The organism is Pseudomonas hygromyciniae, from assembly GCF_016925675.1.
Lineage (GTDB): Bacteria > Pseudomonadota > Gammaproteobacteria > Pseudomonadales > Pseudomonadaceae > Aquipseudomonas > Aquipseudomonas hygromyciniae.
The window spans coordinates 1,274,488-1,293,081 of record NZ_CP070506.1 but is presented as its reverse complement, the minus strand read 5'-3'; the positions used below and the strand labels follow the sequence as shown (position 1 = coordinate 1,293,081).

The 18,594-nt window shown below is 61.0% G+C and carries 20 protein-coding genes and 1 pseudogene; 4 read left to right on the top strand and 17 right to left on the bottom strand.

Going from position 1 to position 18,594, the window contains the following annotated elements; translation table 11 throughout:
• Positions 1–36 precede the first annotated feature (36 nt).
• The gene (locus JTY93_RS05615; RefSeq protein ID WP_205477617.1) at positions 37–819 is read right to left on the bottom strand and encodes a class I SAM-dependent methyltransferase; all 783 of its coding nucleotides are present in this window, start codon (positions 817–819) and stop codon (positions 37–39) included.
• A 95-nt stretch (positions 820–914) separates the two neighbouring features.
• Between JTY93_RS05615 and JTY93_RS05610 the strand changes: the two genes are divergently transcribed.
• Positions 915–1,535 carry an energy transducer TonB gene (locus tag JTY93_RS05610; RefSeq protein WP_205477616.1) on the top strand — a complete coding sequence of 207 codons (621 nt, stop codon included), beginning with the start codon at positions 915–917 and terminating at the stop codon, positions 1,533–1,535.
• A 3-nt stretch (positions 1,536–1,538) separates the two neighbouring features.
• Here the strand turns inward: JTY93_RS05610 and JTY93_RS05605 are convergent, their stop codons facing one another.
• From JTY93_RS05605 to ppc, 8 genes and pseudogenes are all read right to left on the bottom strand, one after another.
• Positions 1,539–2,237: an extensin-like domain-containing protein gene (locus tag JTY93_RS05605; RefSeq protein ID WP_205477615.1), complete on the bottom strand. Its 699-nt coding sequence runs from the start codon at positions 2,235–2,237 to the stop codon at positions 1,539–1,541.
• Positions 2,238–2,240: 3 nt separating this feature from the next.
• Positions 2,241–3,068, bottom strand: a complete 828-nt coding sequence (locus JTY93_RS05600) for an isocitrate lyase/PEP mutase family protein (RefSeq protein WP_133714101.1) — start codon at positions 3,066–3,068, stop codon at positions 2,241–2,243.
• Positions 3,069–3,094: 26 nt separating this feature from the next.
• Positions 3,095–3,955 carry a DUF72 domain-containing protein gene (locus tag JTY93_RS05595; RefSeq protein WP_205477614.1) on the bottom strand — a complete coding sequence of 287 codons (861 nt, stop codon included), beginning with the start codon at positions 3,953–3,955 and terminating at the stop codon, positions 3,095–3,097.
• Positions 3,955–4,275, bottom strand: coding sequence for a hypothetical protein (locus tag JTY93_RS05590; protein WP_205477613.1), 321 nt, complete (start codon positions 4,273–4,275; stop codon positions 3,955–3,957). Before JTY93_RS05590 ends, JTY93_RS05595 begins: the two co-directional genes overlap by 1 nt.
• 128 nt (positions 4,276–4,403) lie before the next feature.
• A pseudogene (locus JTY93_RS28905) lies at positions 4,404–4,502 on the bottom strand (outer membrane lipoprotein carrier protein LolA); the annotation flags it as partial.
• A 151-nt stretch (positions 4,503–4,653) separates the two neighbouring features.
• A complete protein-coding gene (gene tsaB / locus JTY93_RS05585; protein ID WP_205477612.1) occupies positions 4,654–5,340 on the bottom strand; it encodes a tRNA (adenosine(37)-N6)-threonylcarbamoyltransferase complex dimerization subunit type 1 TsaB in 687 nt (228 codons plus the stop codon).
• 90 nt (positions 5,341–5,430) lie between these two features.
• Complete coding sequence (gene adk, locus JTY93_RS05580) at positions 5,431–6,078, bottom strand: adenylate kinase (protein WP_205477611.1); 648 nt, start codon at positions 6,076–6,078, stop codon at positions 5,431–5,433.
• A gap of 293 nt (positions 6,079–6,371) precedes the next feature.
• Positions 6,372–9,017: a phosphoenolpyruvate carboxylase gene (ppc, locus tag JTY93_RS05575; protein WP_205477610.1), complete on the bottom strand. Its 2,646-nt coding sequence runs from the start codon at positions 9,015–9,017 to the stop codon at positions 6,372–6,374.
• Positions 9,018–9,200: 183 nt separating this feature from the next.
• Here ppc and JTY93_RS05570 point away from each other — a divergent pair, with 183 nt between their 5' ends.
• The 3 genes from JTY93_RS05570 to lptF all read left to right on the top strand — a co-directional run bounded on the left by JTY93_RS05570 (position 9,201) and on the right by lptF (position 11,101).
• Positions 9,201–9,545 (top strand): pilin assembly protein, encoded by a 345-nt coding sequence (locus JTY93_RS05570; protein WP_205477609.1) that lies wholly within the window; start codon positions 9,201–9,203, stop codon positions 9,543–9,545.
• A 293-nt stretch (positions 9,546–9,838) separates the two neighbouring features.
• Positions 9,839–10,264, top strand: coding sequence for a DUF4398 domain-containing protein (locus JTY93_RS05565; RefSeq protein ID WP_029300159.1), 426 nt, complete (start codon positions 9,839–9,841; stop codon positions 10,262–10,264).
• A 54-nt stretch (positions 10,265–10,318) separates the two neighbouring features.
• Positions 10,319–11,101 (top strand): lipotoxin F family OmpA-related lipoprotein LptF, encoded by a 783-nt coding sequence (gene lptF / locus JTY93_RS05560; protein ID WP_029300161.1) that lies wholly within the window; start codon positions 10,319–10,321, stop codon positions 11,099–11,101.
• A gap of 91 nt (positions 11,102–11,192) precedes the next feature.
• Here lptF and JTY93_RS05555 read toward each other — a convergent pair whose 3' ends face one another.
• The 8 genes from JTY93_RS05555 to prfB form a co-directional block, all read right to left on the bottom strand.
• Positions 11,193–11,513 carry a hypothetical protein gene (locus tag JTY93_RS05555; RefSeq protein ID WP_205477608.1) on the bottom strand — a complete coding sequence of 107 codons (321 nt, stop codon included), beginning with the start codon at positions 11,511–11,513 and terminating at the stop codon, positions 11,193–11,195.
• 98 nt (positions 11,514–11,611) lie between these two features.
• On the bottom strand, positions 11,612–11,938 hold the full coding sequence (locus tag JTY93_RS05550; protein ID WP_038446400.1) for a PA3694 family proteiin: 327 nt from the start codon (positions 11,936–11,938) through the stop codon (positions 11,612–11,614).
• Positions 11,935–12,849, bottom strand: coding sequence for an alpha/beta hydrolase (locus JTY93_RS05545; protein WP_205477607.1), 915 nt, complete (start codon positions 12,847–12,849; stop codon positions 11,935–11,937). Before JTY93_RS05545 ends, JTY93_RS05550 begins: the two co-directional genes overlap by 4 nt.
• A gap of 117 nt (positions 12,850–12,966) precedes the next feature.
• The gene (locus JTY93_RS05540; protein ID WP_029300170.1) at positions 12,967–14,244 is read right to left on the bottom strand and encodes a flavohemoglobin expression-modulating QEGLA motif protein; all 1,278 of its coding nucleotides are present in this window, start codon (positions 14,242–14,244) and stop codon (positions 12,967–12,969) included.
• Between the two features lie 21 nt (positions 14,245–14,265).
• Positions 14,266–14,814, bottom strand: coding sequence for a hypothetical protein (locus JTY93_RS05535; RefSeq protein ID WP_205477606.1), 549 nt, complete (start codon positions 14,812–14,814; stop codon positions 14,266–14,268).
• Positions 14,815–14,969: 155 nt separating this feature from the next.
• Positions 14,970–15,686, bottom strand: a complete 717-nt coding sequence (locus tag JTY93_RS05530; RefSeq protein ID WP_029300174.1) for a TetR/AcrR family transcriptional regulator — start codon at positions 15,684–15,686, stop codon at positions 14,970–14,972.
• A 108-nt stretch (positions 15,687–15,794) separates the two neighbouring features.
• On the bottom strand, positions 15,795–17,294 hold the full coding sequence (gene lysS, locus JTY93_RS05525; protein WP_169996798.1) for a lysine--tRNA ligase: 1,500 nt from the start codon (positions 17,292–17,294) through the stop codon (positions 15,795–15,797).
• Between the two features lie 93 nt (positions 17,295–17,387).
• Positions 17,388–18,483 (bottom strand): peptide chain release factor 2 gene (gene prfB, locus JTY93_RS05520; protein ID WP_205477605.1). Its coding sequence is split into 2 segments (ribosomal slippage): positions 17,388–18,410 and positions 18,412–18,483, totalling 1,095 coding nucleotides; the frame shifts between segments, so codons are not numbered across the junction.
• Positions 18,484–18,594 lie beyond the last annotated feature (111 nt).

Genomic DNA, 18,594 nt, shown 5'->3' with positions numbered 1-18,594 from the left:
TCGATCTGGCGCCATCGCCGGCCGGCGATGAGGCCCTCAGGCCTTGAGCGCTTTTTTCGGATAAATATCGTACCGGCTGGATTTGCCGTCCAGCGCGTGGCTCGGCTTGGGCCCATCAATGCACGGTGCCTTGCGCGGGCGCTTGACCACCACCCGGTGGCTGGCCAGGGCCAAGGCCGCCGCCAGCAACGCCGGGGCATCCGGATCGTCGCCCACCAGCGGGCGAAACAGGCGCATTTCTTTCTTCACCAGGGCGGTTTTCTCACGATGGGGAAACATCGGGTCCAGGTAGATCACCTGCGGCGGCTCACCTTCCCAATTGCGCATCACGTCAATGGAGTTGCCCTTGAGCAAGGTCATTCGCGCGACAATCGGCGCTACTTCAAAATCATCAGCACCGCGCGCCAGGCCATCTTCGAGCAAGGCACCAATCAACGGTTGCCGCTCGATCAGGCTCATCTCACAGCCCAGGCTAGCCAATACGAACGCGTCCTTGCCCAGGCCGGCCGTGGCATCCAGCACCCGGGGGCGCACACCTTGGGACACGCCAACCGCCTTGGCAATCATCTGCCCGCTGCCACCGCCGTAGAGCCGGCGATGAGCCGCGCCACCCTCGACAAAATCCACCCGCACCGGCCCAGGCGCATCGGGCCCCAACTGTTGCAGTTGCAGGCCGTGCTCACCCACTTGCAGGGCAAAATCGGCGTCCGCCAGCTGCAAAGGCAGGCCAAGCTGCTCGGCCCAGTGCTGGGCACGGGCCTGGAAACCGTCGGCCAAGGCCTCGACCCGAATGCGGCTGGCCGCGGGTTGTTCGTTCATCGTTTACTACGCTCAAAAATATTAAGGATCGGCAAAAAGCGGCCGATAAAAAAGGATCAGGCATTTTGCCAGACCCTGAGCGTCGACCGAGAGAAATGTCAGACATTCATTCCCTATTCACCGGTGTACTGCCGACCCACAACCACTTCGGCCTGCGCAATACCCAAGCGCTGGCCGGCGTCAGTCATGTGTGGCAGGACTTCTTCGCCAGGGCGTTGGCCGAGCAACTTGGCCAGGAGCCAGGTGCGCAGTTGGCTGCAGATCCGGTGCCGGTGGATGCCTCAGTCGAACCCAGCGCCGGCAGCGACCTGCTGACGCAAATCGTTACCCAGCGTCATTGCGATGTCCAGGACACCGAAATCGCCCCACCTGAGCCGCTGTTCCTGCCGATTGCCGAGTTCGAACTGCAATTGCTGCCCCCGGCGGCCGTGCCGTTCCCGGAGGATGAAATCGTCGCCCAGCAGCGCCAGCAGAATTTCGAAAGTGGCTGGGTACGGCCGATCGTCCTGACCGCCGGCCAGCCACTGCCCGAGCCAGGCCCGGCGCCGCAACCCAAGCCATTGTTCCTGCCGATTGCCGAATTCGAACTGGACCTGCTGCCACCCGCAGCCGAACCTTACCCTGACGAAGAACGGGTACAACAGCAAAAGGCCCTGGACTTCGATTGCGGCTGGGCGCGCCCACTGATCCTCAACAACCTGCGCCTGGCGGCCTGATCCCTAGCGGCACACCCACCAACGGCCCATATCCAGATGGAAATGGTTGCGATGGGCGGCGTTGTAGTCCGGGCTCAAGACCACGTTGAAATTGCTGCATGCACTGTCGCGCACCTGGCGCAGAAAGCGCGCGCTGGCACCCTCCCCAGGCCAATCCTTCAATACATTGATACTGCGCCCGTCCGCCAGGCGGAACCCGGCGATGTCCAGGGCATTGGCCCAAGCATGCTGGCTGAGTTGCCCTTGCTCACGCCCATACATATTGCGACAGGCAAAACTGCCCAAGTGATCGACCCGTGTCACCGCCTGGCCAAACACCGCCTGGGCGGCCGGCTGCAAGCTGTGGCGCTCGAACAGGGCAAACGCCACCGCCAACGGGCAACTGGCGAGGAAACTGCTGCTCAACCCTACCTCCGCCCCCTGTACCCGCAGGACGTTGCGCAATGGGCACGCAGCATCCACCGGGCTGTCCGCTTGATGGCTGACCCGCAGCCCGGAGGTTTTCAGCACCAGGTCGCACAGCGCGGGATCATCCTGCAAACGCCCGAGCTTGAACCGCGTCAGCAGGTTGGGAGCCGCCTGCACATCCAGCGGCGCCCAGGGGTTCCACTCGGCGGGCACCGGCACCCAGCCGCGCCAGAGGCCCACGAGTAGGCCGCCGGCGAGTAGCAGCAACATACCCAACACTTTGAAAAAAGCCACGACTCAACCCTTGAACAACTGATTGGCCTGGCTGAACGGCATCGAGCGCTCGGTAAAAGTGAAGGTTCCCAGTTCCTGAACCTCCCGCGCGGCCCTGAAGAACTCCCCATAGGCCGCCAGGGCCATGGCCGAGCCGACGCTAATGCGCCTGACGCCCATCTCGCTCAGTTGCGCCACCGAGAGCTTGAGGCCACCTGACATCAACACATTCACCGGTTTTGGCGCCACCGCCCGCACCACCGCCAGTACTTCCTCAGCACTGCGCAGGCCCGGCGCATACAACACGTCGGCGCCCGCTTCGGCGTAGGCCTGCAAACGGCGAATAGTGTCGGGCAAATCCAGGCGACCATGTAGGAGGTTTTCCGCACGGGCCGTCAGCATGAAGGGGAATGGCAAGCTGCGTGCCGCAGCGACGGCAGCCTCGATGCGTTCAACAGACAGATCAAAAGGGTAGATCGGGTCGACCGCAATCCCGGTAGCGTCTTCGATAGAACCGCCGACGATGCCGGTAGCGGCAGCGCGCAGTAGGCTCTGGGCACAACCTTGAGGCGTATCGCTGAAGCCGTTTTCCAGGTCCGCCGCCACCGGCAGCGCGGTGGCCTGGACAATCATCCCGGCGTTGCCCAGGGTATCTTCCAGCGACAGCGCGCCTTCAGCATCAGGGCGCCCAAGACTGAAGGCAAACCCCGCGCTGGTGGTGGCCAAGGCTTCAAAACCGAGGCTGGCGAGCATCTTGGCGGAGCCGGCGTCCCACGGATTGGGCATGACGAATGCACGATCACGCTCGTGCAAAGCTTTAAAGGATTCGGCGCGAAGGGTTTGGGCATCCATGACTGACTCCAGGCACAAAAAGAATCCTAGAGTAACCCCAGTTGCTCTACAGCGGGTTCCCGATGCAGCTGGGCCAACGCCGGCAAACCCGGCAGACGTACCATCAATTGCTGATGAAAACGCATGGCCAACTGGGCCGCCAGGCGGTTATCCGAGGTGTGCAGGAACACGTAGGGCGTGCGCCCTTCCTCGATCCAGCCGGCGACTTTTTCAACCCACGGCACCAGGAATGGATCGTTGGCTTCCAGCTCCGGGTGGCCGATAAAGCGTACCTGGGGAAACTGGGTCAACGCCGCTGGCCGGGGCGGGACCTTGGGCTTTTTCGATTGGGCATGGAGCACCGCTGCCGAGGTTGAAGTGCAACTGAACAGGGCCCGAGGATCGAGGCAGATACGCTCGACACCACGGTCACGCAGCAGGCGGTTGAGGCTGCGCTCGGCGTCGCCCTTGGCGAAGAACTCGCGGTGACGCACTTCCACCGCCAACGGGCGCTCCAGGCCGTCGATAAACCCTGCCAGCTCCCCCAGCCGCTGTGGGGTGAAACTGGCTGGCAGCTGCAACCACAGTGGCGAAACCCGCTCGCCCAGCGGGCTCATCAAGCCGAGGAAACTTTCGGCGGCGGGCAACTGTTCGCGCAGGTCAGCGCTGTGGCTGATATCCCCGGGAAATTTGGCGGTAAAGCGAAAGTGCGCGGGCATGATCTCAGCCCAGCGCTGCACAGTCGCGACTGAGGGCCGCGCATAGAATGTGGTGTTGCCCTCGCAGGCGTTGAACACCTGGCAATACAGCCCAAGAAAATCCGTGGCCCGGGCGTCTTGCGGATACAGGTACTCGCGCCAGGCGTTTTCACTCCAGGACGGGCAACCGAGGAAATAAGGCAACACCATCAGATGTGGATATCGAGACCCAGCACTTCCATATCCCATTCGACAAAGCCGGCAGTGGTCAGGTAGCTGGCCAGGGCCGTGGCGACGCTCTTGCTCATGGAGCGCGGGAAGATCATGTCATGCTGGCGGGCCGGAACGCCGCCGATCCGCGCGCCGCTGGCACCTTGGGAACGGGCGGAAACCGCCGCACCCTGGGATGTTTCGGGCTGGACTTCAATAAAGTCGGGGGACTCTTCGACGGACTCGTCTACCTTCACGCTCGCCTTGCGGGGCTTGCGCTTGAGGGGGTAGGACTGGGAGGAAAAGCCGTCTATACGCATGCATGCAGATCCGTGATCAATGATGGCAATTTAGCGGCACTTTCCTTGGCGCGCAAATGCTCTGTTGATAACTAGAACACATAAACGGGCAAAGGTTTAAACCCTGGGGGCAAATTCTGACGATTGGCGATGCACTCCCCTGTAGGAGCGAGCTTGCTCGCGAAAAACCTCAGGGCAATGCGGGGAGTCAGATTCCCCGCGTTATCGTTAACGACCTTCGCGAGCAAGCTCGCTCCTACAAAATACCGGCAGGCGTTCCAACCCCGCCCACTGTAGGAGCGAGCTTGCTCGCGAAAAAACCTGAGGGGCAGCGCGGGGAGTCAGGCTCCCCGCGTTATCGTTAACGACCTTCGCGAGCAAGCTCGCTCCTACATGGGGTCAGGACTGTTGGCGTTCGGCCTTGGTCTGCGCCACTTTATCGCGTAGGTAGACCGGTGCGGCCTGGTCGGCGGGGATCGCCTCGCCGCGCTCCCAGGCAAAACGCGCCAGGGTCAGCAGGTCTTCGGCATGGGGCAGCATCACGGCATCCTGGCCGACCGTGGGCACGGCGATACGCTCGCCATAACCCCAGCCCGTACCGGCGCCAAACCAGTCACCGCTGGTATCCGCCGGCAAGGTAGCGGCCTCGGGGGGCTGCACGGCCTCGACACCGACCAGGCGCATCTCACCCGCGGTTTCGCGGTAGCAGCCCCAATAGACTTCATCCATCCGTGCATCAATGGCTGCCGCAACCTGCTGCGCGCCATGCTCACGCAGGGCACGCTGTGCCAGCACTGCCAGGTTGGACACCGGCAATACCGGGCGCTCCAAGGCAAACGCCAGGCCTTGCACCACACCAATGGCAATACGCACACCGGTAAACGCTCCCGGGCCACGGCCAAAGGCGATGGCGTCCACCGACGACAACGTGGTGCCGGCATCGAGCAACAACTGCTTGATCATCGGCAGCAGCTTTTGCGCGTGCAGGCGCGGGATCACCTCATAGTGGCTCGTGACCTTGCCGTTATGCAGCAGGGCAACGGAGCAAGCTTCAGTCGCGGTGTCCAGGGCCAGCAGGGTGCTCATCGGTGTGGGTGTCCAAATCGAAAAAAAGTGCGCCAGTATAAACAACAACGGCCCGCAAGCGGGCCGTTGAACGTCAAGCCGATCGTCAGATCAGCTCAGCGCTTGCAGCACCTTGGCGGTGATGGCTTCAACCGAGCCTACGCCCGGGATATGGCTGTACTTCGGCTTGCCCTGGGCAGCCGACAGCTTCTGGTAGAACTCCACCAGCGGCTTGGTCTGGGAGTGGTAGACCGACAGGCGATGACGCACGGTTTCTTCAGTGTCGTCTTTGCGCTGCACCAGGTCGTCACCGGTTACATCATCCTTGCCAGCCACTTTTGGCGGGTTGTAGACGATGTGGTAGACACGGCCCGACGCTTCGTGAACGCGGCGACCGGCGATACGCTGGACGATCTCTTCATCTTCAACGGCGATTTCGACCACGGCGTCCAACTCGACGCCCGCCTTCACCAGGGCGTCAGCCTGGGGGATGGTGCGCGGAAAACCGTCGAACAGGAAACCGTTCTTGCAGTCTTCCTGGCTGATGCGTTCCTTGACCAGGTTGATGATCAGGTCATCGGAGACCAGGCCACCGCTGTCCATCACGCTCTTGGCGATCAGGCCCAGCTCCGTGCCGGCCTTGACGGCTGCGCGCAGCATGTCGCCAGTGGAGATTTGTGGAATGCCGAACTTTTCAGTGATGAACTTTGCCTGAGTACCTTTACCGGCCCCGGGAGCTCCCAGCAGAATGACGCGCATCGATGTGCTCCTCAATTTTTTATAGAGATGACGCTCGGATTCGCCGCGTGGGGCCAATCTCGTAGAATATGCTCGTAAAAATACGAATCCAGGCCGCCCAAACGGCCAAAGGCTGATCAAGATACACAGCGAGCCCTAACCACACAAGCCGCCAAAAGTCGGAAGAACCCGCACCCCACAAGCCTTTTGGTCGCGGTATCCCTTGGTGCAACCCCGACACAAAACCGCCGGCAGAGCCCTTTCGGGTCAGCCGGCGGTTTTGTGTGCAAGCCCTTGAGAACACGCCAGAAATGTCAGCCGGTATTACGCAGCCCGGCGGCAATACCAGCCACGGACACCAGCAGCGCCTGTTCCAGAGGGCTGTCCTGTGTCGCTTCCTGCTGGCGAGAGCGGGCCAGCAGCTCGGCCTGCAACAGGTGCAACGGGTCGAGGTAGGTGTTGCGCAGGCGGATGAACTCCAGGGTGTCAGGACTGTGGGCCAGCAGCTGCGACTGCCCGGTCAAGCCAAGCACCACGGCGCACGCCTGCGACAATAGGTCGCGTAAATGCGCACCCAACGGCAGCAGGTCGGGCTGCACCAGACGCTCGTCGTACAGGCGGGCGATATCGGCGTCGGCCTTGGCCAGGACCATCTCCAGCATGTCGATACGGGTGCGGAAGAACGGCCACTGTTCGCGCATCTGCCCCAGCAACTCACCTTCGCCACGCTCCAGGGCCTTGCTCAATGCCGCTTCCCAGCCCAGCCAGGCCGGCAGCATCAGGCGGGTCTGGGTCCAGCCGAAAATCCACGGGATCGCCCGCAGACTTTCGATGCCCCCCGCACGGCGCTTGGCCGGGCGACTGCCCAGGGGCAAGCGGCCCAGTTCCTGCTCGGGTGTGGACTGGCGGAAGTACTCGACGAACTGCGGATTTTCCCGCACCACCGCGCGATAGGCACTCACGCCATCGGCCGCCAACTCATCCATCAAATGCCGCCAGGCCGGCTCTGGTGGCGGCGGTGGCAGCAAGGTCGCCTCCAGCACCGCGGCCAGGTACAGGTTGAGGTTCTGCTCGGCGATATCCGGCAAGCCGAACTTGAAGCGAATCATCTCGCCTTGCTCGGTGGTGCGAAAACGCCCGGCGACCGAACCCGGCGGCTGCGACAGAATCGCCGCGTGGGCCGGGCCGCCGCCACGGCCCACGGTGCCGCCGCGCCCATGGAACAACAGCAGTTCAACCTGCTGCTCGCGACAGATATCCACCAGGCGCTCCTGGGCCCGGTACTGCGCCCAGGCCGCGGCGGTGGTGCCGGCATCCTTGGCCGAGTCCGAGTAGCCGATCATCACTTCCTGCGGGCCTTGCAACCGCGCACGGTAGCCGGGCAACAGCAACAGGTGTTCGATCACCGGGCCGGCATTGTCCAGGTCGGCCAGGGTCTCGAACAACGGCACCACGCGCATCGGCCGCTGCACCCCGGACTCCTTGAGTAACAACTGCACCGCCAACACATCGGATGCCGCGCCCGCCATGGAGATGACGTAGGAACCGAGGGAAGCCGCCGGCGCAGCGGCAATTTCCTTACAGGTATTGAGCACCTCGGCGGTATCGGCCGAAGGCTTGAAATAGCCCGGCAGCAATGGGCGACGGTTGGCCAGCTCCTTCATCAGGAAGGTGATGCGCGCGTCTTCGTCCCATTCCTCATAGCGGCCCAGGCCCAGGTAGTCGGTGATCTCGGTCATCGCCGCCGAATGCCGGCTGGAGTCCTGGCGCACATCCAGGCGTACCAGGAACAGGCCGAACGTTACCGCTCGGCGCAGGCAATCAAGCAACGGGCCGTCGGCAATCACCCCCATGCCGCAGGCGTGCAGGGACTGGTAGCACAACTCCAGCGGCTCCAGCAGGTCGCGATTGTTTTGCAGCACATCGGCCGGCGCCGGGATGCTGCTGGTCAACGCCGCATGCGCCCAATTGCGCGTGGCGCGCAGGCGTTCGCGCAGTTGTTTGAGCAAGGCCCGATAAGGCTCGACGCTATCACCGACCTTGGCCTGCAACTCGGGGCTGGCCTGCTGCATCGACAGCTCCGATGCCAAGTGATCGATGTCGCGCAAGTACAGATCCGCCGCCATCCAGCGCGCCAGCAACAGCACTTCGCGGGTCACGGGTGCCGTCACGTTGGGGTTGCCGTCGCGGTCACCGCCCATCCACGAGGCAAAGCGGATCGGTGCCGCCTCCAAGGGCAGGCGCAGGCCGGTGGCGGCGTGCAAGGCTTGATCGGCTTTGCGCAGATAGTTGGGGATGGCGTGCCACAGCGAATGCTCGATTACCGCAAATCCCCATTTGGCCTCGTCCACGGGAGTGGGCCGAGTGCGGCGGATTTCTTCGGTGTGCCAGGCTTCGGCGATCAGCCGTTGCAAACGTTGGCGAATCTGCTCGCGCTCAGCACCGGTCAGGTCACGGTGATCCTGCAAGGCCAATTGGGCGGCGATAGCGTCGTATTTCTGGATCAGCGTGCGACGCGCGACTTCGGTCGGGTGGGCGGTGAGCACCAGTTCGATTTCCAGGCGCGCCAACTGTCGGGCCAAAGATTCGCTGCTATGGCCTTCATGCTGCAGGCGCGCCAGCAACTCGGGGAGCACTCGCGATTCGAATGGGGCAGGCTGTGATTCATCACGCCGGTGAATCAGTTGGTACTGTTCGGCGATATTGGCCAGGTTAAGGAACTGATTGAACGCACGCGCCACCGGCAGCAGCTCGTCTTCCTGCAATTGGTTGAGGCTGGCACTGAGTTCTTCGCCGGCCGCCGCCTCCGTGGCGCCACCACGACGATCGGCCTTTGCGCCTTTGCGGATCTGCTCGATCTTGGCGAGGAACTCATCACCGTACTGCTCTCGAATCGTGTTGCCCAGCAGTTCACCCAGCAGGTGAACATCTTCACGCAAACGTGCATCGATATCGCTCATCAGCCAATCTCCAGCCAGAATCCGGGACGCTTTGACCTTCAAGAGTGCCGATCAAGGCGCGGTCTTACAAGGAACTTTAAACCTTGGCGGTTGCAGCTAGTCTCAAAGATACGTCGTCGCGTTATCCACGCCGCGACCGGTCACTCATCACCGCCCGCTACCCTGGGCATAACTGAGGTTGCCATGAAAATCCGAGAACTGGCCCAGCATTGGGAAGAAACCGCCAAGGGTCGCCTGACCCGGACCGAATATGCCATCCACCTGGATGTAGAGGCCGCCGCACGGCTGGCGGCCATCCGCGAGATGTACCCCAAGCGCAGCACCGAGGAATTGCTCGGCGAACTGATCGGCGCCGCCCTCGAAGAGCTGGAAACCAGCTTTCCCTATATCCAGGGCCAGCATGTGGTTGCCACCGATGAAGAGGGTGATCCGCTGTATGAGGATATCGGCCCGACGCCACGCTTCCTGTCGCTGTCACGGCGCTACCTGCATGATCTGTCGGCGATGCCTGACGATCAGAAACACTGATAAACATCCGCGAAAAAACTCCATCCCCCTGCGCACCGGGCCTTTTATAGGCCCGGCATACCGCTGCACGTGGCAAAAGTTCCAACTTTTAAACGCTGACCCTTCAGTCAGATTTGTTCAGATATTTTTTCGGGCAAATCGCCATCTTTGGCTGAACTATTCAAAAAAGCCTCGGGTCACAGCCAGTAAGCCATCACTTGGAACAGGCGTTTGAAAAGGCAAACTGAGCTTCACCGCCAAAACGCAGACGCTGAACACCGTAGATGGATTTGATGTTTTTCAGGAGTTATCCAATGGAGTTGAAGACGATGAAGACCAGCACTGCCAAATCCTCGTTTAACCACCTGCGCGGGCTTAAATTGGCCGCGTTGGCAATCGGCACCAGCTTCGTCCTCGCGGGCTGCGCCGGCAACCCGCCGACCGAGCAGTACGCGGTGACCCAATCGGCCGTGAACAGCGCCGTAAGCGCTGGCGGTACCGAGTACGCTGCCGTGGAAATGAAAGCTGCCCAAGACAAGCTCAAGCAAGCCGAGCTGGCCATGCATGACAAGAAGTACGACGAAGCCCGTCGTCTGGCCGAACAGGCTGAGTGGGACGCTCGCGTTGCAGAGCGCAAGGCCCAGGCTGCCAAGGCTGATCTGGCGCTCAAGGACTCCCAGAAGGCTGTTCAGGAGCTGCGTAACGAAGGCATGCGCCCTGCTGTGATCCAGCAGAAGTAAGCAACGCCCTTGTTTGCATCGCATCCGAAATCGAATTGAAAGGACGACACCATTATGCGTAAACAATTGATGATCCCTGCCCTGCTGGCGATGAGCGTTGCTCTGGCGGCCTGCTCCACCCCGCCTAACGCGAACCTGGAAAACGCACGGACCAACTTCTCGGCCCTGCAAGCCAACCCGCAAGCGACCAAAATCGCCGCCCTGGAAACCAAGGACGCCAGCGAATGGCTGGACAAGGCCGACAAGGCCTATCGCGACAAGGAAGACGAGAAGAAGGTCGACCAACTGGCCTACCTGACCAATCAGCGTGTTGAAGTCGCCAAGGACACCATTGCACTGCGCGAGTCCGAAGCCAAGCTGAAAAACGCCGGCGACGAACGTGCCCGCGCCCTGCTCGAAGCCCGCGACGCGCAGATCAAGCAACTGCAAAACAGCTTGAATGCCAAGCAGACCGAACGCGGTACTCTGGTGACTTTCGGTGACGTGCTGTTCGCCACCAACAAGGCCGACCTGAAATCCAGCGGCCTGATGAACATCAACAAACTGGCGCAATTCCTCCAGGAAAACCCGGATCGCAAAGTCATCGTTGAAGGCTACACCGACAGCACTGGCAGCGCGGCCTACAACCAGACCCTGTCTGAGCGCCGTGCCACTTCGGTACAGGTCGCGCTGATCAAGATGGGCGTTAACCCAAGCCGCATCGTGACCGCAGGCTATGGCAAGGAATACCCGATTGCCGATAACGGCAGCGTTTCGGGCCGTGCCATGAACCGCCGCGTTGAAGTGACCATCTCCAACGACAACCAGCCGGTCAAACCACGTTCTTCGGTGCAATAACCGACTGACGTCTACCGGTCTGAAAGCCCTGCCTGAGTTCCAGGCAGGGCTTTTTTTTGCAAAAAAACACCTGCCGGCAGGTTTCTTCCGATTAGCCGAACTTGACCGGGTTGTTGTTTTCCTGGGGCATCATGTTCTGCATACCCTGCTGTTTTTCGCTATTGATCTGTTTGCGCAGCAGGTCTTGCTCATCCCCTTCGCCGGCACCACTGACGCCAGCGCCCTGGGAGCCGCCTGCACCACCGGCACCGGCCAACAGCATCTCCAGGAGCTTTTTCAAGGCTTCAGGGTCAGTTTTGCCCTGCTGCTGAGCGCCGCCCACGTCCTTGCCGACCATGTTGCCGGAATCACCAAGGCCGACGCCGCCGAAGTTACCAAACCCGCTTAAACCACCTATTCCACCAATACTCATCGCGATGCTCCACATAGTTGAAGGGTTGCTTGTCAGCGGTGCTGACCCTCCAATCAGTGGCTTAATACGGAATGTGGTTCCAAAAATTACCGGTTTGGTCACTGTTGCAACTGCGGTGTTTCCTGGCCCATGCAGCGCACTGCCTGCTTCTTGCTGTTCACCAGCACGCCCGTCAGCCCCTTTTGCTCGGTGTCGAACAGCACCAGCACGCCATCCACGCATTGCGCCACCTGGGGCGCCGGGGTCAGGGAGACTTTATAGTCCTCGCCAGGCACGGTCTTGAGCATGGTGTAGTCGCTGAGCAGCAACGCATCCTCGGGCTTGGCGAAGTGCAGGTAACCGTAGTACCACAGGCAGCCAACGGTGCCGATGATGGTGCCGATGCCGGTGAGGATCAGGGGGATCATGTTGCGTTCTTCGCTCATTGCGGGCTCTCTGATGATTCAACTTTAGGATTGGCGGCCGCCGGGTAATTGGGGATTTCCCCCAGGCGGCGCAGGCCATTGAAATGCTGCGGATCTTCAAGGTAGCGCAGCATCACGGTTTGCCAGGTCTTGTCGGCAAAGGTCTGCACATGCCCACCCCGGGTCAGTTGCAGCACCCTGGGCGGCGGCGCAGCTTGATACAGACGGATGCCGTTGGAAAGCGGCACGATCGGATCATCCAGACTATGGAACAGCAGTTTCGGCACGCCGGTCAGCTGTGGCATGCCATGGATCGCGCTGTCGCTGTCCGGCACCAGCCACGACAACGGCACCTGAAACGGCCATGTTAGCCAGGAAGTACTCAGGGCGAATTGCCCTACATCACGATAACTGGCAGGCACCCCGTCCAACACCAGCGCCTTGAGCCGGGGCTGGCGCGCAGGGTGAGCCGCCAGGTAATGCACCGCCAACGCCCCGCCCAGGCTCTGGCCCAGGACGACCAGCGGCTGGCCCTGGGTTTCGGGCGCCTGGTCGAGCCACTGGAAAGCGGCATCCAGGTCCTGGTAGATGGCCGGCAACGCAGGTTTGCCCTCCGATACGCCATAGCCGCGGTAGTCCAGCATCAGCACTTGATAACCCTGGGCTGGCAACCACCAACTGCCCCCGAGATGCCCGGACAGGTTGCCACCGTTGCCGTGCAGGTGCAGCACCGTACCCTTGAGCGGCACGCCGGGCTTGGCCGGCAACCACCAGGCACGCAGCTGCACGCCGTCGGCGGTGGTCAGGGTGACGTCACGGTATTCCAGGCGCGCCTGTTGCGGGGTAAAGGGCAGGCCGGGCTCGGGATAGAACAACAGCGAGCTGCAGCCATTGAGGGTCAGAAGCAGGCATAGAATGGCGAGCAGTCTCATCCGTTGAAACCTCGTAAGTGGGTGAGGACACTGTAGGAGCCGGCTTGCCGGCGATCGCGGTCTACCTGTGAGATAGCTATCGCCGGCAAGCCGGCTCCTACAGTTGATGGGGGTGGGTCAGAGGATATTGGAGTAATCCGCCTCGATCCGATCCAGGCTCAGGTGGTTGAGGAAGTTTGAGAAACACATCCACGCCGACAACGCGTTCATATCGCGGAACTGGTCCGGCAGGTATTTAGGCGGGACCACCAGGCCTTCGTCCACCAACTGGCGCAAGGTACGCATGTCTTCCAGGGTGGTCTTGCCGCAGAACAACAGCGGCACCTGCTCCAGCTTGCCTTTACGCACGGCCAACTGGATGTAGTTGTAGACCATGATAAAGCCCTTGAGATAGGACAAATCCTTGGTAAACGGCAGGCCCGTCGGCGTCGAGCCACGGAACACCCGGCTGGCGTTGCCGTAGCTCTCGGCCATTTCAAAGCCTTGCTCGCGGAAGAACTCGAACACCTGCAGGAAATCGGCGCCCTCTTCCACCATATGGATCGCGCGGGTGCGGTTGGTCAGCTTGCGCAGGCGGCTGGGGTAGGAGGCGAAGGTGATGATCTCCATGAGGATCGCCAGGCCTTCCTGGGTCACGGTCGACGACGGTGGCCCCTTGGACAGGAAGGTGCAGATCGGCTGGTTCTGGCCATTAAGGGTGGTGCCCACGTGGACCAGCCCCTCGTGGACTTCCAGGGCTCGCACATCACGCTCGTTGAACATCGCATCGGCGCGGATCTTGATGTAGTCGGCACCCGCCGCGGCGTCAGCCACGATGCCGTCGGACTCAAATACGCGGATGGTTTCCTCAGCCTCGCCAAACACCTTGTTCAGACGGCTTTGCAGCAGGCTCACGGCGTCCTTGGCGGTCAAGGTCTTGGCTTCGTCCTTGAGGTCGCCACGCCCGTCGATGTTGTTCAAGTAGTCGGAAAGCATCAGGCCCAGGTCGGCCAGGGTCGGGTCGCCGGCATGGAATGCATCGGACGCGGCGCCGTAGAGCTCCTGGGAAATCAGGCCGAAATCCTCGGTGCCACGGGCCTCGAGCATGCGCACCACCATGCGGTACTCCTTGCACATGCGCCGCATGATCTGCCCAACCGGATTGAACTGGCCCAACTGGCGGGTGATATCACGCTCGATGTTCTGGAACTCCAGCTTCACCTTGCTCGAATCGAACGACAGTGGCCGGTTCAAGTAATAATCGCGGTCCACCGCCGGCATGTGCTTGCCCTTGCCCTGGAGGAAGCCCTTGCGAATGTTGTCGTCCCACTTCACGGCGTCGAGGACGCGAATCGGTGTTTGCGCCAGCACAATGCGATCGGACAAGGTGCGTATCGTCTGCTGGTAATCGTCCACCTGGTGCTTCCTCTTTAAACGTTATTTGCCAACACGCTGATAGCGCACGGCTTCGACAAACACATCGGCGTTGGCCGGATCATCCAGGTAAGCCAGGACCTGATTGATGGGGCTGTCGATCAATGTCCCGTCGCCCTCGACTGTTTCCACACTGCTGCCCTGCAGGATTTTCTGCGCGATGGCCTGGTTGATCGCCTCGGGATCGAGGTAGTAGACCACCAATTCGCGGGCATCATTGAATTCGAAGCCGGCGAGGATAAAGTGCCCGCCGAGCTTGTCCGGCAGCGGCGCCGACAGGTACCAGCGGTTGCCGTGGCGGGACACGCTGAACAGGTATTCGTCGCGCTTGACCGGTTTGGTCTGCGAGGTGCTCACCGCCTTGTAGCGATGATTGCCTGCGCGGCTGATCTGCAGGTTGAGCGGTTCGCCCCAGGCATTCTTGCTGGCCCACTTGCCCAACAGCGCATCCGGTGCAGCCTCACTGGCCGGCAAAGGCTCCTTGAAGGTCACCAGGCAGCCGCCCAGAAGCAGGAACGACATTGCGATCACCATTACACGCCAAGCTTTCATCGGATACTCCAGCAATGAGCGATCTTCTGTAGGAGCGAGCTTGCTCGCGAAAAGCCTGAGGGCAACGCCGGGAGTCAGGTTCCCCGCGTTATCGTTAACGCCCTTCGCGAGCAAGCTCGCTCCTACATGGGCGGGTCCATAGTGCTGCTAAAACCTTAGACCGAGGCCAGGACCAGGTGCATGTAACGCTTGAGAATCTCGAGCATTTCTTCACCGGTCAGCGCCTCGGGCTCGAACAGCAGGCCCTGATATTCCATCCGACTGATAATCGCCGTCAACACTTTGGCATCCTGTTGCGGCTCACGGGAGCCCAGCACCTGGAAAAACTGGCAAGTGCCCTGCAACAAAATCTGCTGGTGAGAACGGACCAGCTCGCCCAAGCGCGGGTTCAACAAGGCCTCCTGGCGAAACGCCTGTTCGGCCATCAAGTATTCGCGACGGTTAAGCAGTTGGCGCAGCACGTAATCGGCGGTCAGGCGCGCAATATCATCGGCCAGTTGCGAGCGTGACTCGGCACTGCCATCACCGTAGGCCACCATTTCCCGCAACAAGCCCTCGTTGCGCACCCACAACTTGCCCATGAACGCTGCACTGCGCTCCACATATTGGGCAAAGGTGTCGGTGAGCAGGTCGTCGATATCCTTGAAATAGTAGGTGGTGGCCGACAGTGGCACACCGGCCTCTGCCGCCACCGCGCGATGGCGCACGGCCCGCACACCATCGCGCACGACAATGCGCATGGCCGCATCAAGGATATCCTGGCGACGCTGCTCGCTGCCCTGGCGACTGGCCTTGCGGCCCTGGTACTGAACACTTTCTGCCACGGCGGCGGCGATGCCAGCGGCGCCCTCTTGAGCCATTACGCGCTTCACGAAAGATCGTCCTCTTACTCAACAAAACTCTGGCGCCGTACGCTTGACGTTAGTACAGGCCACACAAAAAAGCCGCCTTATTAAAGGCGGCTTCTGGATTCGCTAAGGTTACGCTTGTGGCCGCATGTGCGGGAACAAGATCACATCGCGGATCGACGGTGAGTTGGTCAACAACATCACCAGGCGGTCGATACCGATACCTTCGCCAGCCGTTGGCGGCATGCCGTACTCCAGCGCCCGTACGAAATCGGCGTCGTAGTGCATGGCCTCGTCGTCACCGGCGTCCTTGTCGGCCACCTGGGCCATGAAGCGCTCGGCCTGGTCTTCCGCGTCGTTAAGCTCGGAGTAGGCGTTGGCGATTTCGCGACCACCGATGAACAGCTCGAAACGGTCGGTGACGTTCGGGTTGTCATCGTTGCGACGGGCCAGCGGCGACACTTCGAACGGGTACTGGGTAATGAAGTGCGGCTGTTCCAGCTTGTGCTCCACCAGCTCTTCGAAAATCATCACCTGCAGCTTGCCCAGGCCTTCGAAGCCCAGGACCTTGGCCCCGGCTTTCTTGGCAATGGCGCGGGCCTTGTCGATGTCGTTCAGGTCGTCAGCGGTCAGCTCAGGGTTGTACTTGAGGATCGAATCGAACACCGACAGACGCACGAACGGCTCGCCGAAGTGGAATACCTTGTCGCCGTACGGCACATCGGTGCTGCCCAGGACCAACTGCGCCAGTTCGCGGAACAGTTCTTCGGTCAGGTCCATGTTGTCTTCGTAGTCGGCGTAGGCCTGGTAGAACTCCAACATGGTGAATTCTGGGTTGTGACGGGTCGAGACACCTTCGTTACGGAAGTTGCGGTTGATCTCGAACACTTTTTCAAAGCCGCCCACTACCAGGCGCTTGAGGTACAGCTCCGGCGCGATACGCAGGAACATTTCCATGTCCAGGGCATTGTGGTGGGTTTCGAACGGCTTGGCTGCCGCGCCGCCCGGAATGGTCTGCAGCATCGGCGTCTCGACTTCGAGGAAGTCACGTGCCATCAGGAAACTGCGGATGTGTGCGATCACTTGCGAACGCACACGGAAGGTCTGGCGCACTTCTTCGTTGACGATCAGGTCGACGTAGCGCTGGCGATAACGCTGCTCGGTGTCGGTCAGGCCGTGGTGCTTGTCTGGCAGCGGGCGCAGCGACTTGGTCAGCAGGCGCACGTTGGTCATTTCGACGTAGAGGTCGCCCTTGCCCGAACGGGCCAGGGTGCCTTCGGCGGCAATGATGTCGCCCATGTCCCAGGTTTTCACCGAGGCCAGGGTTTCTTCCGAGAGCGTCTTGCGGTTGACGTAGACCTGGATACGCCCGGTCATGTCCTGGATCACCATGAACGAGCCACGGTTGAGCATGATGCGACCTGCCACCTTGACCGGGATCGCCGCTTCAGCCAGCTCTTCCTTGGTCTTGTCCGCGTACTGCTTCTGCAAGGCATCGCAGTAGTTTTCGCGGCGGAAGTCGTTGGGGAAGGCATTACCCTTGGCGCGCTCGGCAGCAAGCTTTTCCTTGCGCAGGGCGATCAGGGAGTTTTCTTCCTGTTGCAGGGCCTGGTCGAGTTGTTGGTCGCTCATGTCTTTAAATATTCCATCGGGTTCGTTGTCCCAGGCTCAGGCCGGGGATCGCCGGCAAGCCGGCTCCTACAGGGATCGCGGTTTGTCAGCGTATTACAGGCCTGATTTCAGGCTGGCTTCCAGGTATTCGTCGATATCACCGTCGAGCACCTTGTCGCAGTCGCTGCGTTCGATGTTAGTGCGCAGATCCTTGATCCGCGACGCATCGAGCACATACGAACGGATCTGGTGACCCCAGCCGATATCCGACTTGGTATCTTCCAGCGCCTGGGAAGCGGCGTTGCGCTTCTGCATTTCCTGCTCGTACAACTTGGCCCGCAGCATTTTCATGGCGGTGTCCTTGTTGGCGTGCTGGGAACGTTCGTTCTGGCAACTGACCACGGTGTTGGTCGGTACGTGGGTGATACGTACGGCCGAGTCAGTGGTGTTTACGTGCTGGCCACCGGCACCGGAGGAGCGGTAGGTGTCGATGCGCAGGTCGGCCGGGTTGATCTCGATTTCGACTTTGTCGTCGATCTCTGGCGAGACAAACACTGCAGAGAACGAGGTATGACGGCGGTTGCCGGAGTCAAACGGACTCTTGCGCACGAGACGGTGTACGCCGATCTCGGTCCGCAGCCAGCCAAAAGCGTATTCGCCCTTGATATGCACGGTCGCGCCCTTGATACCAGCGACTTCACCGGCGGACAGTTCCATGATGGTGGCTTCGAAACCGCGTTTGTCAGCCCAGCGCAGGTACATGCGCAGCAGGATGTTGGCCCAGTCCTGGGCTTCGGTGCCGCCGGAACCGGCCTGGATATCCAGGTAAGCGTTGTTCGGGTCCATTTCATGGCTGAACATGCGGCGGAATTCGAGTTTGGCGAGGTTTTCCTCGAGACGGGCCAGCTCGGCGGCGACATCGCCCACTGCGCCTTCGTCGTTTTCTTCGACGGCCATGTCCAGCAGGTCGCGGCAGTCGCCCAGACCGGTGTTCAATTCGTCGAGAGTGTCGACGATCTGCGCCAGCGCAGCGCGCTCGCGGCCCAGTTCCTGGGCGTATTCAGGTTTGTTCCAGACAGCCGGATCTTCAAGCTCGCGATTGACTTCGGTCAGACGCTCATGCTTTTGATCGTAGTCAAAGATACCCCCGAATAGTTTCGGAGCGCTCGGACAGGTCCTTGATGGTGTTAAGGATCGGGTTGATTTCCATGGCGGGCAGCACTCGTTGGCGAACTTTTGAAAGCCGGCGAGTATAACGGCAAAAGGCCGGAAACGGCAGTCCGCTTGGCCGAAAAGGCGGGGTTTGTGTGATATCCACAGA

Coding starts and splice junctions, on each gene's coding strand:
- JTY93_RS05590 (WP_205477613.1), bottom strand. CDS start 4,275: ATGCGTATAGACGGCTTTTCCTCCCAGTCCTACCCCCTCAAGCGCAAG.
- JTY93_RS05550 (WP_038446400.1), bottom strand. CDS start 11,938: ATGAGCGAAGAACGCAACATGATCCCCCTGATCCTCACCGGCATCGGC.
- JTY93_RS05610 (WP_205477616.1), top strand. CDS start 915: ATGTCAGACATTCATTCCCTATTCACCGGTGTACTGCCGACCCACAAC.
- JTY93_RS05615 (WP_205477617.1), bottom strand. CDS start 819: ATGAACGAACAACCCGCGGCCAGCCGCATTCGGGTCGAGGCCTTGGCC.
- JTY93_RS05595 (WP_205477614.1), bottom strand. CDS start 3,955: ATGGTGTTGCCTTATTTCCTCGGTTGCCCGTCCTGGAGTGAAAACGCC.
- lptF (WP_029300161.1), top strand. CDS start 10,319: ATGCGTAAACAATTGATGATCCCTGCCCTGCTGGCGATGAGCGTTGCT.
- JTY93_RS05535 (WP_205477606.1), bottom strand. CDS start 14,814: ATGAAAGCTTGGCGTGTAATGGTGATCGCAATGTCGTTCCTGCTTCTG.
- JTY93_RS05565 (WP_029300159.1), top strand. CDS start 9,839: ATGGAGTTGAAGACGATGAAGACCAGCACTGCCAAATCCTCGTTTAAC.
- JTY93_RS05555 (WP_205477608.1), bottom strand. CDS start 11,513: ATGAGTATTGGTGGAATAGGTGGTTTAAGCGGGTTTGGTAACTTCGGC.
- JTY93_RS05545 (WP_205477607.1), bottom strand. CDS start 12,849: ATGAGACTGCTCGCCATTCTATGCCTGCTTCTGACCCTCAATGGCTGC.
- JTY93_RS05600 (WP_133714101.1), bottom strand. CDS start 3,068: ATGGATGCCCAAACCCTTCGCGCCGAATCCTTTAAAGCTTTGCACGAG.
- adk (WP_205477611.1), bottom strand. CDS start 6,078: ATGCGCGTCATTCTGCTGGGAGCTCCCGGGGCCGGTAAAGGTACTCAG.
- ppc (WP_205477610.1), bottom strand. CDS start 9,017: ATGAGCGATATCGATGCACGTTTGCGTGAAGATGTTCACCTGCTGGGT.
- lysS (WP_169996798.1), bottom strand. CDS start 17,294: ATGAGCGACCAACAACTCGACCAGGCCCTGCAACAGGAAGAAAACTCC.
- tsaB (WP_205477612.1), bottom strand. CDS start 5,340: ATGAGCACCCTGCTGGCCCTGGACACCGCGACTGAAGCTTGCTCCGTT.
- JTY93_RS05570 (WP_205477609.1), top strand. CDS start 9,201: ATGAAAATCCGAGAACTGGCCCAGCATTGGGAAGAAACCGCCAAGGGT.